The sequence below is a fragment of the Streptomyces sp. NPDC001220 genome (assembly GCF_053597895.1).
Genome location: NZ_JBSFJE010000003.1, coordinates 143476 through 155605, shown reverse-complemented (window position 1 = coordinate 155605; position 12130 = coordinate 143476). Strand labels below are relative to the sequence as shown.

Below are 12130 nucleotides of genomic sequence, written 5' to 3'. Positions count from 1 at the left end.
ATAGCGTGCGGGCATGTCCGCGTTCTTGCAGCAACTCCCGGCCCTCATCGGCGTCGTGATCGGCGCGCTCGGTTCGTATCTCGCCGTGGTGCGGGGTGACCGGGTGCGGTTCCGGCGGGAACAGGAGGCGCGCTGGGACGAGCGCCGGCTGACCGTGTACGCGGAGTGGGCCCAGGCGCTGAAGAAGACCGTCTCCGTCGACTACCGGGTGGCCGCCCATCTGGGCAATGACCCGCATCCCCACCCGCTCTCCCCGCAGGAGGCCGAACCCCTGCTGGCCGCAGCCCAGTTGGCCCGTGATCCGTACGGCGAGAAGCTCATCATGCTGGGCAGTCCGGCGGTGGTCGCGAAGGGCCAGGAGTGGGTGCTCGCGGTCATGGCGATGGAGCGGTTCCTGCGGGAGGGGCGGCGGGATCCCGAGGCGTGGCGGATCCTGCTGGAGCGGCAGCGCGACGGCCGCGACGACTTCTACGCGGCCGTCCGCGAGGACCTGGCGCTGCCGCCCGGTCACCCGGGACGGCTGCCGCTGGCGGAGGCGTAGTCACCGGCCGGTCCGTCGGACGGTCCGGTGGGTCAGGCCTCCGGCGTGCGATCCCTCGCGGTCTTCGTCGAGGGCCGCGCGGAAGCCTGACATCCTCCGTCGCCTTTCCCGGCGTCAGTGGCCGCGGGTGATCCACTCCGCCAGGTGAGGGGCTTCGGCGCCGATGGTGGTCGACTCGCCGTGCCCGGTCAGGACCTTCGTCTCCGGCGGGAGGGTGAGCAGCTTGTCCCGGATGGAGTCGATGATCGTCGGGAAGTGGGAGTACGACCGTCCGGTCGCGCCGGGGCCGCCCTGGAAGAGGGTGTCACCGGTGAAGACGGTGGCCAGGCCGGGCTCGTACAGGCAGACGGCACCGGGCGCGTGGCCGGGCGTGTGCAGCACGGTCAGGTCGGCGCCGGCCGCCTCGATGACCAGCCCGTCGGACAGGTGGTTGTCGGGTTCGCGGTCGGGGTGGGTGAGCTTCCACAGCGGCAGGTCGTCGGGGTGCAGCCAGATCTTGGCGCCGGTCAGGTCCGCGAGGGCCGGCGCGGCGCCGACGTGGTCGTTGTGGGCGTGGGTGCAGACGATGGCCTTCAGGACCCGGTCCTCGACCGCCTCGGCGATGGCCTGGGCGTCGTGGGCGGCGTCGATGACGATCACCTCGCGTTCGTCGCCGATGATCCAGACGTTGTTCTCGACGTCCCAGGTGCCGCCGTCCAGGGTGAACTGCCCGGAGGTGACGACGCGTTCGATGCGCGTGGTCATCACAGCACCACCACCGAACGCAGCACGTCGCCCTGGTGCATCCGGTCGAACGCCTTCTCCACCTCGTCGAGCTGGATGGTCTCGGTGACGAAGGCGTCCAGCGGCAGCCTGCCCTGCAGGTGCAGGTCGATCAGCATGGGGAAGTCCCGGGAGGGCAGGCAGTCGCCGTACCAGCTGGACTTGAGCGCGCCGCCGCGGCCGAAGACGTCCAGGAGCGGCAGTTCGAGCTTCATCTCGGGGGTCGGTACGCCGACGAGGACGACCGTCCCGGCGAGATCGCGGGCGTAGAAGGCCTGCCGGTAGGTCTCCGGGCGGCCGACCGCCTCGATGACGACGTCGGCGCCGAAGCCGCCGGTCAGCTCACGGACCGCCTCGACGGGGTCGCTCTCGCGCGAGTTGACCGTGTGGGTGGCGCCCAGGGTGCGCGCCGTCTCCAGTTTGCGGTCGTCGATGTCGACGGCGATGATCTTCGCGGCGCCCGCCAGCCGGGATCCGGCGATCGCCGCGTCGCCGACCCCGCCGCAGCCGATCACGGCGACCGAGTCGCCACGGCCGACGCTGCCCGTGTTGATCGCGGCGCCGATGCCGGCCATCACCCCGCAACCGAGCAGACCGGCGACCGCCGGGGAGACGGCGGGATCGACCTTGGTGCACTGTCCGGCCGCGACCAGCGTCTTCTCGGCGAAGGCCCCGATGCCGAGCGCCGGGGACAGCTCCTGCCCGGTCGAGGCGAGGGTCATCTTCTGCTCGGCGTTGTGGGTGTTGAAGCAGTACCAGGGGCGGCCGCGCAGACAGGCCCGGCAGTTCCCGCACACGGCGCGCCAGTTGAGGATCACGAAGTCCCCGGGCGCCAGGTCCGTGACACCCGCGCCGACCGACTCCACCACTCCGGCGGCCTCGTGGCCGAGCAGGAAGGGGAACTCGTCGTTGATTCCGCCCTGTTTGTAGTGCAGGTCGGTGTGACAGACCCCGCAGGCCTGTACCTGTACGACGGCTTCGCCCGGCCCGGGGTCGGGCACCACGATCGTCTCGACCCGCACCGGCTCGTCCTTGCCCGGTGCGATCACGCCGCGTACTTCCTGCGCCATGGACCTGCCCCTTTCGTCGCTGTGCTGACGTGCCTGTCTTCCGACCCTACGCGTGACCGCTCGGTAACGGCACGGAGCACGTCGATCATCGCGGATCTTTCCGGCACATATACCCCCTGGGGGTAACGCGACCGGGGTCGGGGAAAGGAGTGCCGCCGTATGGCCGGAGCGGGCCGACGTAGCCTTGGTGCGCGCCGCCCACCGCCCGGACGAGGAGCACCGTGACCACCGCAGACGCAGTTTCACCGCGACGGGCGGGAGACCGCACCGGTCCGTCCGCGTTCCGGCTGCTCCTCTCCTACGTACGGCCGCACCGCTGGGCCCTGTTGGCGGGTGCGGTGCTCTCGCTGCTGACCGGGGCGACCGGGCTGCTGCTGCCGCTGGTGGCGCGCGGGCTGATCGAGGACCTCTCCCACGACCGTTCCATCAGCGGGAAGTTGCTCGCCATGGCGGGTCTGGTGGTCACCAACACCGTGGTGGGCGCCCTGGGTTCGTACGTGCTGCGGCGCACCGCCGAGTCGGTGGTGCTGGGGGCCCGGCGCACCCTGTCGTCCTACCTGCTGCGGCTGCGGATCACCGCCGTGGACCGCACCGAACCCGGTGACCTGATGGCGCGGATCACCTCGGACACCACCCTGCTGCGCGAGGTCACCACGGACTCGCTGGTCGCCCTCGGCACCGGCGGGCTCACCCTGGTCGCCACCGTGGTGATGATGGGGGTGGTCGACCCCGTGCTGCTGGGTGTCACGGTCGCGGTGATCGCCGGGGCGGGCATGGTGCTGGGCACCATCGTGCCGCGCATCAACCGGGCGAGCCGGCGGGCGCAGGACGCGGTCGGGGTGATGGGGGCCTCGCTGGAGCGGGTGCTGGGCGCGCTGCGCACCGTGAAGGCGTCGGGCGCCGAGCACCGCGAGGAGCGTGCGCTGCACGAGGCCGCCGAGGAGTCCTGGCGGCAGAGCGTGCGGGCCGCCAAATGGGCCGCCGCGGCGGGCAACACGGCGGGGCTCGCGATGCAACTGGCGTTCATCACGGTCCTGGCGGTGGGCGGGGCGCGGGTGGCGACCGGCGCGATCGGCATCGGCACGCTGGTGGCGTTCCTGCTCTACGTCTTCTACCTGATGTCGCCGATCCAGCAGGTCGTCGGCGCGGTCACGCAGTACCAGACCGGCGCCGGGGCGCTCGCCCGGATCCAGGAGGCACTCTCCCTGCCCGCCGAACCGCCCTCCGAGCCCGCCGAGTTGCCGTCCGCCGGCGCCGAACCGGCCGCCGTCACCTTCACCGACGTACGGTTCCGCTACGCCGACGACCTGCCGTACGTCCACCACGGGGTCGGCTTCGCGATACCCGCCCGGGGCATGACGGCGTTCGTCGGCCCGTCCGGCGCGGGCAAGACCACCGTCTTCTCCCTCATCGAGCGCTTCTACGAGCCGGAGTCCGGCACCATCACCCTCGACGGCCGCCCGCTCCCCGACTGGGAACTGCCCCTGCTGCGCTCGGCCATCGGATACGTCGAGCAGGACGCCCCCGTACTGTCCGGGTCGTTGAAGGACAATCTGCTGCTCGGCAATCCGGAGGCGGGCGAGGACGCGGTGACGCGGGTGCTGAGGACGACCCGGCTGGACGGTCTGGTGGCGCGGCTGCCGCAGGGCCTGGAGACGCTGGTCGGGCACCGCGGGACCAGGCTGTCGGGCGGCGAGCGGCAACGGGTGGCGATCGCGCGGGCGTTGCTGCGCCGGCCCCGGCTGCTGCTCCTGGACGAGGCGACCTCGCAGCTGGACGCGGTGAACGAGGCGGCCCTCCGGGACACCGTCGCCGATGTGGCACGGTCGACCACGGTGCTGGTGGTCGCGCACCGCCTGTCGACGGTGACGATGGCCGACCGGATCGTCGTGATGGACACGGGCCGGGTCCGTGCGGTGGGCACGCACCGGGAGCTGGTGGCGGCGGACCCGCTGTACGCGGAGCTGGCGGCGACACAGTTCCTGGCGGCCGAGCACTGAGCACGCGGATCCCGGCCGCCGGCCACCGAGCGCGCGGTAGTCGGCCGCCGAGCGCCGAGTACGGCGAAGGGCCGCCCCTTGTCCGGGACGGCCCTCGGGGTGGGGCGCGGGTCAGTACTCGATGCCCGGCACCAGTCCCATGGCCGGCGCGGCCAGGTCGGTGACCTGGTGCAGTTCGCTCAGCTTGTGGACTCCGTTCAGCCCCTGCACCTGCTCCGAGACCTTGGGGATCTGGTCCTGGTACTCCGCCGGGATGCCGATGCGGGAGACCGAGTCCAGCACGCCGAGCGCGGTGAGCTTCCCGGGGTCCTGTGCGCTCGCGTCGGCCGCGTTCGCCATCGGGACGGCGAGGCCGGTGACCCCGACGGCGAGGCCGACGGCGGCGACGATACGTCGTGTTGAGATCATGTCTCCAGCAACGGCCCGGGCGCCGGGCCGGACACGGGCAGCCGGTCCCCCTCACCCGTCAGGCGGAGCGCCCGGCCTGCGCTTGCCGAGCCCGGCGGGGCGGAGGAGGCTCGAAGGTGGGGCTGTCGCGGCCCGCTCCGCATCGGGTCGCGGGCTCCCGCAGGAGGTCATCATGGGCACCGCGACAGGCTCCACGTTCGACATCGCCACGCTGCGCCGGGCCGTAGAGGGGAACACGGGGAACACGCTGCTGGCGCTCTACGCGGACGACGCGGAGATCCGTATCGTCGACCGCACCACCCAGCCCAGCCACCCCAAGGTCCTGCACGGCCGCCGGGACATAGCCGCGATGCTGGACGACGTCTACAGCCGGGACATGACGCACAAGCTGGACCAGTGCATCGTGCAGGGCGACCAGGCCGCCTACAGCGAGTCCTGCGAGTACGCGGACGGCGTCCGGGTGCTCGCCGAGTCGATGATCACGCTGCGCGACGGCAAGATCGCCGAACAGATCATGATCCAGGCATGGGACGAGTAGCCGGAAGGACCGCGAGGGTCCAGGTCAGCGCGCGGCTGACCTGGACCTTCTCGGCACGGGCCGGGCTGGGGCACAGGCGCCGCACGCCTCCGCGCGCGTCCGTCGTGCTGCTGCGGACGGCCCTGCGGGCGGCGCACCGCCGTGGGAAACGCTGAGCACCTCGGTTACGCTGGGCGCGGGCCGTGACTGGCGCTGAGGTGGAGCACCACCGTGGAGCGGCCCGCACCGTCGATGCCGTGCGCCTGGGCGATCAAGGTCTGACCAGCTCAGGAGTGTGCCGCATGACCCATGCCCGTCTCATGGACGGAACCGCCGTCGCCCGCCGGATCGTCGAGCAGACCGCGCGGCGGGCCGCCGAGTTCACCGCACGCACCGGCACCACGCCGTGCCTGGCGACCGTGCTGGTCGGCGAGGACCCGGCCTCCGTCACCTATGTCCGGATGAAGCAGAACCGCAGCCGCAAGGCCGGCATCGCCTCCCGGCACGTGGCGCTGCCCGCCACCACGACCACCGGGGAACTCGTCGGCACGCTGCGGGAGTTGTCGGCCGACCCGGCGGTGCACGGCATCCTGCTCCAGCACCCGGTCGGCGAACACATCGACGAGCGGGCCGCGTTCGAGGCGATCGCGCCGGAGAAGGACGTCGACGGCGTGACCTTCGCGTCGTTCGCGACGATGAGCTTCGGCCTGCCGGGCTTCGTCTCCTGCACGCCCGGCGGCATCCTGCGGCTGCTCGACGCCTACGACGTCGACCCGGCCGGGAAGCGGGCGGTGGTCGTCGGCCGCAGCGCGATCCTGGGCAAGCCGGCCGGCATGCTGCTGCTCGCCCGCGACGCCACCGTCACCTACTGCCACTCCCGCACCCGGGACCTGTCGGCGGCCGTCCGCGAGGCCGACATCGTGGTCGCCGCCGTCGGCCGCCCCCGGCTGATCCGGGGCCAGGACATCAAGCCGGGCGCGGTCGTGCTCGACGCGGGCTACAACGAGGGGAACGTCGGTGACGTCGACTTCGACACCGCCGTCGAGCGGGCCTCGCTGATCACGCCGGTGCCGGGCGGGGTCGGCCCGATGACCATCGCCGTGCTGCTGGAGCAGACGGTCACCGCGGCCGCCCGGCAGCTCGGGGTGTGATCAGCGCATCCAGGCGCTGTACTCCATGACGTCACCGGCCCGCACGCCGTACTCGGGGTCCTCCCGGGTGAACGTGGTCTCCAGGCCGAGTACGGCACCGGTGGCCGGGTCCAGGATCAGCATCTGCCGGGCGCCCGAGGCCTCGTCGTGGACGTAGGCCTGCCCGGTGCGGCCGAGCCGGTCGGTGACCTGGCCGGCCGGGCGCAGCCCCTTGGCGTCGGCGAGGAGGCGGGCGAGGGCGGCCGACTCCCGCGCGCCGAGCGTCCAGTTGTCGAGCAGCTCGCGGGTGGCGTCCAGGAGCTCCGACGTCGTGAGGGTGTGGCTGTGGCTGTAGATCAGCTCGGTCAGGTAGGTGCGCAGCTTCGCCGGGTCGTGCGGGGGTGTGCCGAGCGGCGGGCCGTCGCCCCACATCGGCGGGAAGGTGCGCCGGCTGAGCACGTGGCCGTCCTCGACCAGCCGCGACCGGTCACCGTCGTCGGTGAGGACCGGGCGGCCGGGGTGGGACGGGTCGGTGGCCACGACCACTTCGGTGTGGCTGCCGTCCGCCGCCCAGCGCTCCACCCGCTCCTCGGGCAGTGTCACCGGCGGTCTGCCGTCGCTCATGCCGAGGCTCCAGGACTGCACGTGGGTGCCCTGCCGCAGGGCCGGGGACCCGTCCTGGGCCGCCACGGCGGCCAGTTTCGCGACGTCGGCGAGCGGCACGGGCGTGGAGTGGGCGCGGACCGCCAGCGGCCGGGGCGCGGCGACCGCGGGAGTGCCGGCGGGACCGCCCGGCAGCACGGCCAGCGCGGTGGCGACGGCGACGAGGGTCGCGGCGAGCGACCACACCAGTCGCGGCCGGGTCCGGTGCCGGGGGGTCGGAGTGTCGTGCAGCAAACGGGCGAGGTGCCGTTCGGCGGTGTGGTCCAGGGGGCCGTCGCCGAAATGGGGGCCGTCGGCGGGTGCCGGGTCGGCGGCGCGCAGCAGGTCGAGTTCGTCAGCCATGGCGGTGTTCCTCGGAAAGAGCCTCGGCGGCAGGGGGTCGCAGTCGGTCGATCTCGGCTCTGAGCCGGCGGCGGGCGCGGTGCAGCCGCATCGCGGCCGCCCGGCTGCCGCAGCCCAGGGAGACGGCGACCTCGTCGACACCGAGTTCCTCCCACGCGGTCAGCCGCAGCACCTCCTGGTCGGCCGGGGAGAGCCGGCCCAGCGCCTCGTGCACCCAGGAGCCGGGGCGTTCGGTGTCCGGGCCGGCCACGGTCTGCCGCCCGTGGGCGCTCTCGTCGTTGCCCAGCCGGTCCACCAGCCGGCGCCGACGCCCGTATCCGCGTACCGCGTTGGCGAGGCAGTTGCGTGCCACGCCGTACAGCCAGGGCAGCGGGGTGGCCGGCAGGTCGGCGCGCCGGCGCCAGGCCACCGTGAACACCTCTGCCACCACTTCCTCCACCTCGCCGGTCCGCCCGTCCAGTCGCCGCGCGACATAACGGCTGACCGCCCAGTAGTGCTCGCGATAGGCAGCGGCGAAGATCTCGTCGTTGCTCATGTTCGGTTCTTGTCCGGCACCTTCCCGATCGTCACACCCCTTTCCGTGACGCTCGTCGCATCCCTCGAGTGTGACCGGCGCACCTCGCCCGGACACAGGCGGGGCATGAGGAACCTCAAGTGGCTCACGACCACGGATCACAAGACGATCGGCACGCTGTACCTGGTCACAGCGTTCTCGTTCTTCTGCCTCGGTGGCGTGATGGCCCTGTTCATGCGCGCCGAACTGGCTCGGCCGGGCCTGCAGATCATGTCGAACGAGCAGTTCAACCAGGCGTTCACGATGCACGGCACGATCATGCTGCTGATGTTCGCGACGCCGTTGTTCGCGGGCTTCGCGAACTGGATCATGCCGCTCCAGATCGGCGCACCCGATGTGGCCTTCCCGCGCCTGAACATGCTGGCCTACTGGCTCTACCTGCTCGGCTCGACCATCGCGGTGGGCGGTTTCCTGACCCCGCAGGGCGCGGCCGACTTCGGCTGGTTCGCCTACGCCCCGCTCTCGGACGCGGTGCGCACCCCGGGCGTGGGCGCCGACATGTGGATCATGGGTCTGGCCTTCTCCGGCTTCGGCACGATCCTCGGCGCGGTCAACTTCATCACCACGATCATCTGCATGCGTGCCCCCGGCATGACCATGTTCCGGATGCCGATCTTCGTGTGGAACGTCCTGCTGACCGCCGTCCTGGTCCTGCTCGCCTTCCCGGTCCTGGCGGCGGCCCTGTTCGCGCTGGAGGCGGACCGCAAGTTCGGCGCCCACGTCTTCGACGCGGCCAACGGCGGAGCCCTGCTCTGGCAGCACCTCTTCTGGTTCTTCGGCCATCCAGAGGTGTACATCATCGCCCTGCCGTTCTTCGGCATCATCAGCGAGGTCATTCCCGTCTTCGCCCGCAAGCCGATGTTCGGCTACATGGGCCTGGTGGCCGCGACCATCGCGATCGCCGGCCTGTCGGTGACCGTGTGGGCACACCACATGTACGTCACCGGCGGTGTGCTCCTCCCCTTCTTCTCCTTCATGACCTTCCTCATCGCGGTCCCGACGGGGGTGAAGTTCTTCAACTGGATCGGCACGATGTGGCAGGGCTCGCTGTCGTTCGAGACGCCCATGCTCTGGACCATGGGCTTCCTGGTGACGTTCGTCTTCGGCGGGCTGACCGGCGTGATGCTCGCGTCGCCCCCGATCGACTTCAGCGTCTCCGACTCGTACTTCGTGGTGGCCCACTTCCACTACGTGGTCTTCGGTACGGTCGTCTTCGCGATGTTCGCCGGCTTCCACTTCTGGTGGCCCAAGTTCACCGGCAAGATGCTCGACGAACGGCTCGGCAAGATCACCTTCTGGACGCTGTTCGTCGGCTTCCACGGCACGTTCCTGGTCCAGCACTGGCTGGGCGCGGGTGGCATGCAGCGCCGGATCCCCGACTACCTGGCGGTGGAGGGCCTCACCACGCTCAACACGGTCTCGACCATCTTCTCCTTCCTGCTGGGATCGTCACTGCTCCCGTTCTTCTACAACGTGTGGAAGACCGCGAAGTACGGCGAGAAGGTCGAGGTGGACGACCCTTGGGGGTACGGGCGTTCCCTGGAGTGGGCGACATCGTGCCCGCCGCCGCGCCACAACTTCGTGTCACTCCCCCAGATACGGAGCGAGTCTCCGGCGTTCGACCTGCACCATCCCGGAGAGCCGCTGAAGGAACGGGAGTTGAGCACGCGATGACGGCTCGGAAGGAGGAACGGGCACTGGTCGGCCAGATCGAGGGACATCTGCTGCTGGCGGCGACCCGCGAGGAGGGCCGGAGGGCGGCGGCCCGGGTGGCGGACCGCGTCGGCTGGCTCACGGATGCCCAACGGGCCGACCTTGAGCGGCATTTCGAGACCGAGTACCTGGAACTGAGCCGATCGTCCTGGCGGCGCACGACAGAACGCGGCGAGCAGTTGAGGCGTGAGTACGAGACGAGGTACCAGTCTCTGCGCCAACGCCTCCTGGCCTGCTTCCTGCTGACCTGCGCCCTGCTGACGGCGACAACTCTGCTGACGCTGTCCACATAGGCGCCCCAAGGGGGCGCGGGGCTGTGTCCGATACGCGGCTGCCGCCGCGTGTGCGCGACCAGCCACAACCCACCCGCGCCCGAACGACTACCGCGTCAACTCTGGCTCCACTGCTGATTGGTCCCGCCGTTGCAGGTCCACAGCACCAGCGAAGCCCCGTTACCGGTCGCCGCGCCGTACACGTCCAGGCACAACCCGGCGTTGACGTTCGTGATCGTCCCGTCCGAGTTGATGTTCCACTTCTGGTTGTTCTGCCCGTTGCAGTCCCAGATCACGACCTTGGTGCCGTTGGTGGTGCCCAGGTTGTAGGCGTCCAGGCACTTGTTGCCGTACACCACCAGCTCCTTGCGGGAGGTGTACGTCCAGGCCTGGTTCTGGCCGCCGCCGCAGTCCCAGATCTCCGCCTGGGTGCCGTTGGTGATGGTGTTGTCGTAGACGTCCGCGCACCGGCCGGACTGCTTGCCGACGAGCAGCGTCCCGTTGGTGCCCGGCACCGGACTCACCGCGACGGAACCGAGCGTCGGCAGCGAACTCCCGCTGAAGGTGAGCGAGTTGCCGGACCCCTTGCTGAGGTCGACCTGCACCGACACGGTTCCCTGCGCGGACCCGGTCGGCGGGAAGGAGACCGTCGTCGAGGTCTGGCCGTTGACCTGGAGCGTGCCGGTGACGGCGGCGGAGCCCGTGTTGGTGTAGGCGACGTCGACCACGTTCAGGCCGGTGCTCGCGGCGCCGACGCCGGTGTACCTGCCGGTGGAGGACGCGCTGTAGCTCGTACTCGACGCCTCCGTACCGCCGCTCACCTTCAGCATCACCGAGCCGCCGGCCGGCACGCCGGCGGTGTAACTCGTCGCGTACGAGCCGAGGTTCGTCTGCGCCCACAGGTCCCGGACGGTCGCCGAGGCACTGGTCAGGCCGAGGTCGGACCAGCGGACGGTGATGTTCTGGGCGGCGGAGGTGCGGTTGAGGAGGACGACCGCGCGGTTGCCGGTGCCGGAGAGGACCTTGCCGTACACCTGGAGGCCGGTGGTGTCCTCGGCGACCTTGACGCCCTGGAGGCCGCGCGGGTCCTGGTCGACGGCGACAACGTCGGAGTTCTTGAGGATGGCGGCCGTCTCACCGGTCATGGTGGTGAGGTCGTTGCCGGCCAGCAGCGGGGCGCCGGAGATCGCCCACAGGGCCATGTGGGTGCGGTTCTGCGCCGCCGTGAGGCCGGACATGCCGGCGGTGAGCATGTCGGGGTCGTTGTAGTAGCCGGTGTGCTGGGCGGCCGGGTGCAGGGTCTGGTCGAAGTTGGACAGCACACTCGCCTGCGACGCCGTGCCGCCGTAGTAGTAGATGTCGGTGCTGGTCCGCCACATGGTGCCGACGCCCGGCGCCCAGTTCCACGGGTTCTGGTAGCCCCAGTTGCAGATGGACAGCGTCAGCGGCCGGCCGGTGGCGGCGGTGGCCCTGGTGACCGCCGAGCTCAGCGACCTGTAGGCAGTGGCCGCGTCCAGGCCCTCGGCGTCGCCGCCGCACCAGTCGACCTTCACGAAGTCGAAGCCCCACTCGGAGAACTGGAGCATGTCCTGGTCGTAGTGGCCCTCGCTGCCGGTGTTCGCGGCGGCGGGACGGCCGGTCGGGTAGTAGTAGCCGCAGCCGTTCGCACCCGCGTCGGTGTAGATGCCGGCCTTCAGACCCTTGCTGTGGATGTAGTCGGCGATGGCGCTCATCCCGCCGGGCCACTCACCGGTGTCGACGGTGATGTTGCCGGCGCTGTCCCGGGTGCCCTGCCACCATCCCTCGTCGATGTTGATGTACTTGTAGCCGGCGGCCGGCAGCCCGGCCGCGACGAACGCGTCCACCTGCTGCTTGATGACGTCGTAGTCGATCTTCGCGGCGAAGCTGTTCCAGGAGGCCCAGCCCATCGGGGCGGTGGGCACCGAGATCTGCCGGGCCGTGGCCGCCTGGGCCGGTCCGGGGGCGGCGAACAGGAGCGCGGCGGCGGCCGTCAGGGCCAGGGCGAGTGCGCGTACGGCGGGGGCCCACAGGTGTCGTACGAGACCGCTGCCGGTCGGTCTGGGCGGGGGATACATGCGGCTCCTCCACGGGGTGCACGAGGGTCAACGGCTCCGTCA

The 12130-nt window shown here is 71.0% G+C and carries 13 protein-coding genes and 1 riboswitch; of the genes, 7 read left to right on the top strand and 6 right to left on the bottom strand.

Annotated elements, in window-relative coordinates; all coding sequences use genetic code 11:
- Positions 1-13: 13 nt before the first annotated feature.
- Positions 14-541, top strand: a complete 528-nt coding sequence (locus ACWDGI_RS08720; RefSeq protein WP_450756778.1) for a hypothetical protein — start codon at positions 14-16, stop codon at positions 539-541.
- A gap of 114 nt (positions 542-655) precedes the next feature.
- Here the strand turns inward: ACWDGI_RS08720 and ACWDGI_RS08715 are convergent, their stop codons facing one another.
- Positions 656-1285 (bottom strand): MBL fold metallo-hydrolase, encoded by a 630-nt coding sequence (locus tag ACWDGI_RS08715; RefSeq protein WP_450756776.1) that lies wholly within the window; start codon positions 1283-1285, stop codon positions 656-658.
- Positions 1285-2373, bottom strand: coding sequence for an S-(hydroxymethyl)mycothiol dehydrogenase (locus ACWDGI_RS08710; protein WP_450756774.1), 1089 nt, complete (start codon positions 2371-2373; stop codon positions 1285-1287). Before ACWDGI_RS08710 ends, ACWDGI_RS08715 begins: the two co-directional genes overlap by 1 nt.
- A gap of 221 nt (positions 2374-2594) precedes the next feature.
- On the opposite strand from ACWDGI_RS08710, the gene ACWDGI_RS08705 reads away from it, so the two are divergent.
- Positions 2595-4373: an ABC transporter ATP-binding protein gene (locus ACWDGI_RS08705; RefSeq protein WP_450756772.1), complete on the top strand. Its 1779-nt coding sequence runs from the start codon at positions 2595-2597 to the stop codon at positions 4371-4373.
- 111 nt (positions 4374-4484) lie between these two features.
- Here the strand turns inward: ACWDGI_RS08705 and ACWDGI_RS08700 are convergent, their stop codons facing one another.
- Complete coding sequence (locus ACWDGI_RS08700; protein ID WP_450756770.1) at positions 4485-4781, bottom strand: hypothetical protein; 297 nt, start codon at positions 4779-4781, stop codon at positions 4485-4487.
- Positions 4782-4953: 172 nt separating this feature from the next.
- Here ACWDGI_RS08700 and ACWDGI_RS08695 point away from each other — a divergent pair, with 172 nt between their 5' ends.
- The 3 genes from ACWDGI_RS08695 (at position 4954) to ACWDGI_RS08685 (ending at position 6449) form a co-directional block, all read left to right on the top strand.
- Positions 4954-5319 carry a nuclear transport factor 2 family protein gene (locus tag ACWDGI_RS08695; RefSeq protein ID WP_450756768.1) on the top strand — a complete coding sequence of 122 codons (366 nt, stop codon included), beginning with the start codon at positions 4954-4956 and terminating at the stop codon, positions 5317-5319.
- Positions 5307-5474: a hypothetical protein gene (locus ACWDGI_RS08690; protein ID WP_450756766.1), complete on the top strand. Its 168-nt coding sequence runs from the start codon at positions 5307-5309 to the stop codon at positions 5472-5474. Before ACWDGI_RS08695 ends, ACWDGI_RS08690 begins: the two co-directional genes overlap by 13 nt.
- Before the next feature lie 17 nt (positions 5475-5491).
- Positions 5492-5574, top strand: a riboswitch (ZMP/ZTP riboswitch).
- 26 nt (positions 5575-5600) lie between these two features.
- Positions 5601-6449 (top strand): bifunctional 5,10-methylenetetrahydrofolate dehydrogenase/5,10-methenyltetrahydrofolate cyclohydrolase, encoded by an 849-nt coding sequence (locus ACWDGI_RS08685; protein WP_450756764.1) that lies wholly within the window; start codon positions 5601-5603, stop codon positions 6447-6449.
- Here the strand turns inward: ACWDGI_RS08685 and ACWDGI_RS08680 are convergent, their stop codons facing one another.
- Complete coding sequence (locus tag ACWDGI_RS08680) at positions 6450-7433, bottom strand: CU044_5270 family protein (RefSeq protein WP_450756762.1); 984 nt, start codon at positions 7431-7433, stop codon at positions 6450-6452.
- The gene (locus ACWDGI_RS08675; protein ID WP_450756760.1) at positions 7426-7968 is read right to left on the bottom strand and encodes an RNA polymerase sigma factor; all 543 of its coding nucleotides are present in this window, start codon (positions 7966-7968) and stop codon (positions 7426-7428) included. Before ACWDGI_RS08675 ends, ACWDGI_RS08680 begins: the two co-directional genes overlap by 8 nt.
- 105 nt (positions 7969-8073) lie before the next feature.
- Here ACWDGI_RS08675 and ctaD point away from each other — a divergent pair, with 105 nt between their 5' ends.
- Together ctaD and ACWDGI_RS08665 are read left to right on the top strand one after the other, a co-directional pair.
- Positions 8074-9681 (top strand): aa3-type cytochrome oxidase subunit I, encoded by a 1608-nt coding sequence (ctaD, locus tag ACWDGI_RS08670; protein ID WP_450756758.1) that lies wholly within the window; start codon positions 8074-8076, stop codon positions 9679-9681.
- A complete protein-coding gene (locus ACWDGI_RS08665) occupies positions 9678-10013 on the top strand; it encodes a hypothetical protein (protein ID WP_450756756.1) in 336 nt (111 codons plus the stop codon). Before ctaD ends, ACWDGI_RS08665 begins: the two co-directional genes overlap by 4 nt.
- A 95-nt stretch (positions 10014-10108) precedes the next feature.
- On the opposite strand, the gene ACWDGI_RS08660 is transcribed toward ACWDGI_RS08665, so the two are convergent.
- Positions 10109-12088: a ricin-type beta-trefoil lectin domain protein gene (locus ACWDGI_RS08660; RefSeq protein ID WP_450756754.1), complete on the bottom strand. Its 1980-nt coding sequence runs from the start codon at positions 12086-12088 to the stop codon at positions 10109-10111.
- Positions 12089-12130 lie beyond the last annotated feature (42 nt).

Coding starts and splice junctions, on each gene's coding strand:
- ACWDGI_RS08720 (WP_450756778.1), top strand. CDS start 14: ATGTCCGCGTTCTTGCAGCAACTCCCGGCCCTCATCGGCGTCGTGATC.
- ACWDGI_RS08715 (WP_450756776.1), bottom strand. CDS start 1,285: ATGACCACGCGCATCGAACGCGTCGTCACCTCCGGGCAGTTCACCCTG.
- ACWDGI_RS08710 (WP_450756774.1), bottom strand. CDS start 2,373: ATGGCGCAGGAAGTACGCGGCGTGATCGCACCGGGCAAGGACGAGCCG.
- ACWDGI_RS08700 (WP_450756770.1), bottom strand. CDS start 4,781: ATGATCTCAACACGACGTATCGTCGCCGCCGTCGGCCTCGCCGTCGGG.
- ACWDGI_RS08695 (WP_450756768.1), top strand. CDS start 4,954: ATGGGCACCGCGACAGGCTCCACGTTCGACATCGCCACGCTGCGCCGG.
- ACWDGI_RS08690 (WP_450756766.1), top strand. CDS start 5,307: ATGGGACGAGTAGCCGGAAGGACCGCGAGGGTCCAGGTCAGCGCGCGG.
- ACWDGI_RS08685 (WP_450756764.1), top strand. CDS start 5,601: ATGACCCATGCCCGTCTCATGGACGGAACCGCCGTCGCCCGCCGGATC.
- ACWDGI_RS08680 (WP_450756762.1), bottom strand. CDS start 7,433: ATGGCTGACGAACTCGACCTGCTGCGCGCCGCCGACCCGGCACCCGCC.
- ACWDGI_RS08675 (WP_450756760.1), bottom strand. CDS start 7,968: ATGAGCAACGACGAGATCTTCGCCGCTGCCTATCGCGAGCACTACTGG.
- ctaD (WP_450756758.1), top strand. CDS start 8,074: ATGAGGAACCTCAAGTGGCTCACGACCACGGATCACAAGACGATCGGC.
- ACWDGI_RS08665 (WP_450756756.1), top strand. CDS start 9,678: ATGACGGCTCGGAAGGAGGAACGGGCACTGGTCGGCCAGATCGAGGGA.
- ACWDGI_RS08660 (WP_450756754.1), bottom strand. CDS start 12,088: ATGTATCCCCCGCCCAGACCGACCGGCAGCGGTCTCGTACGACACCTG.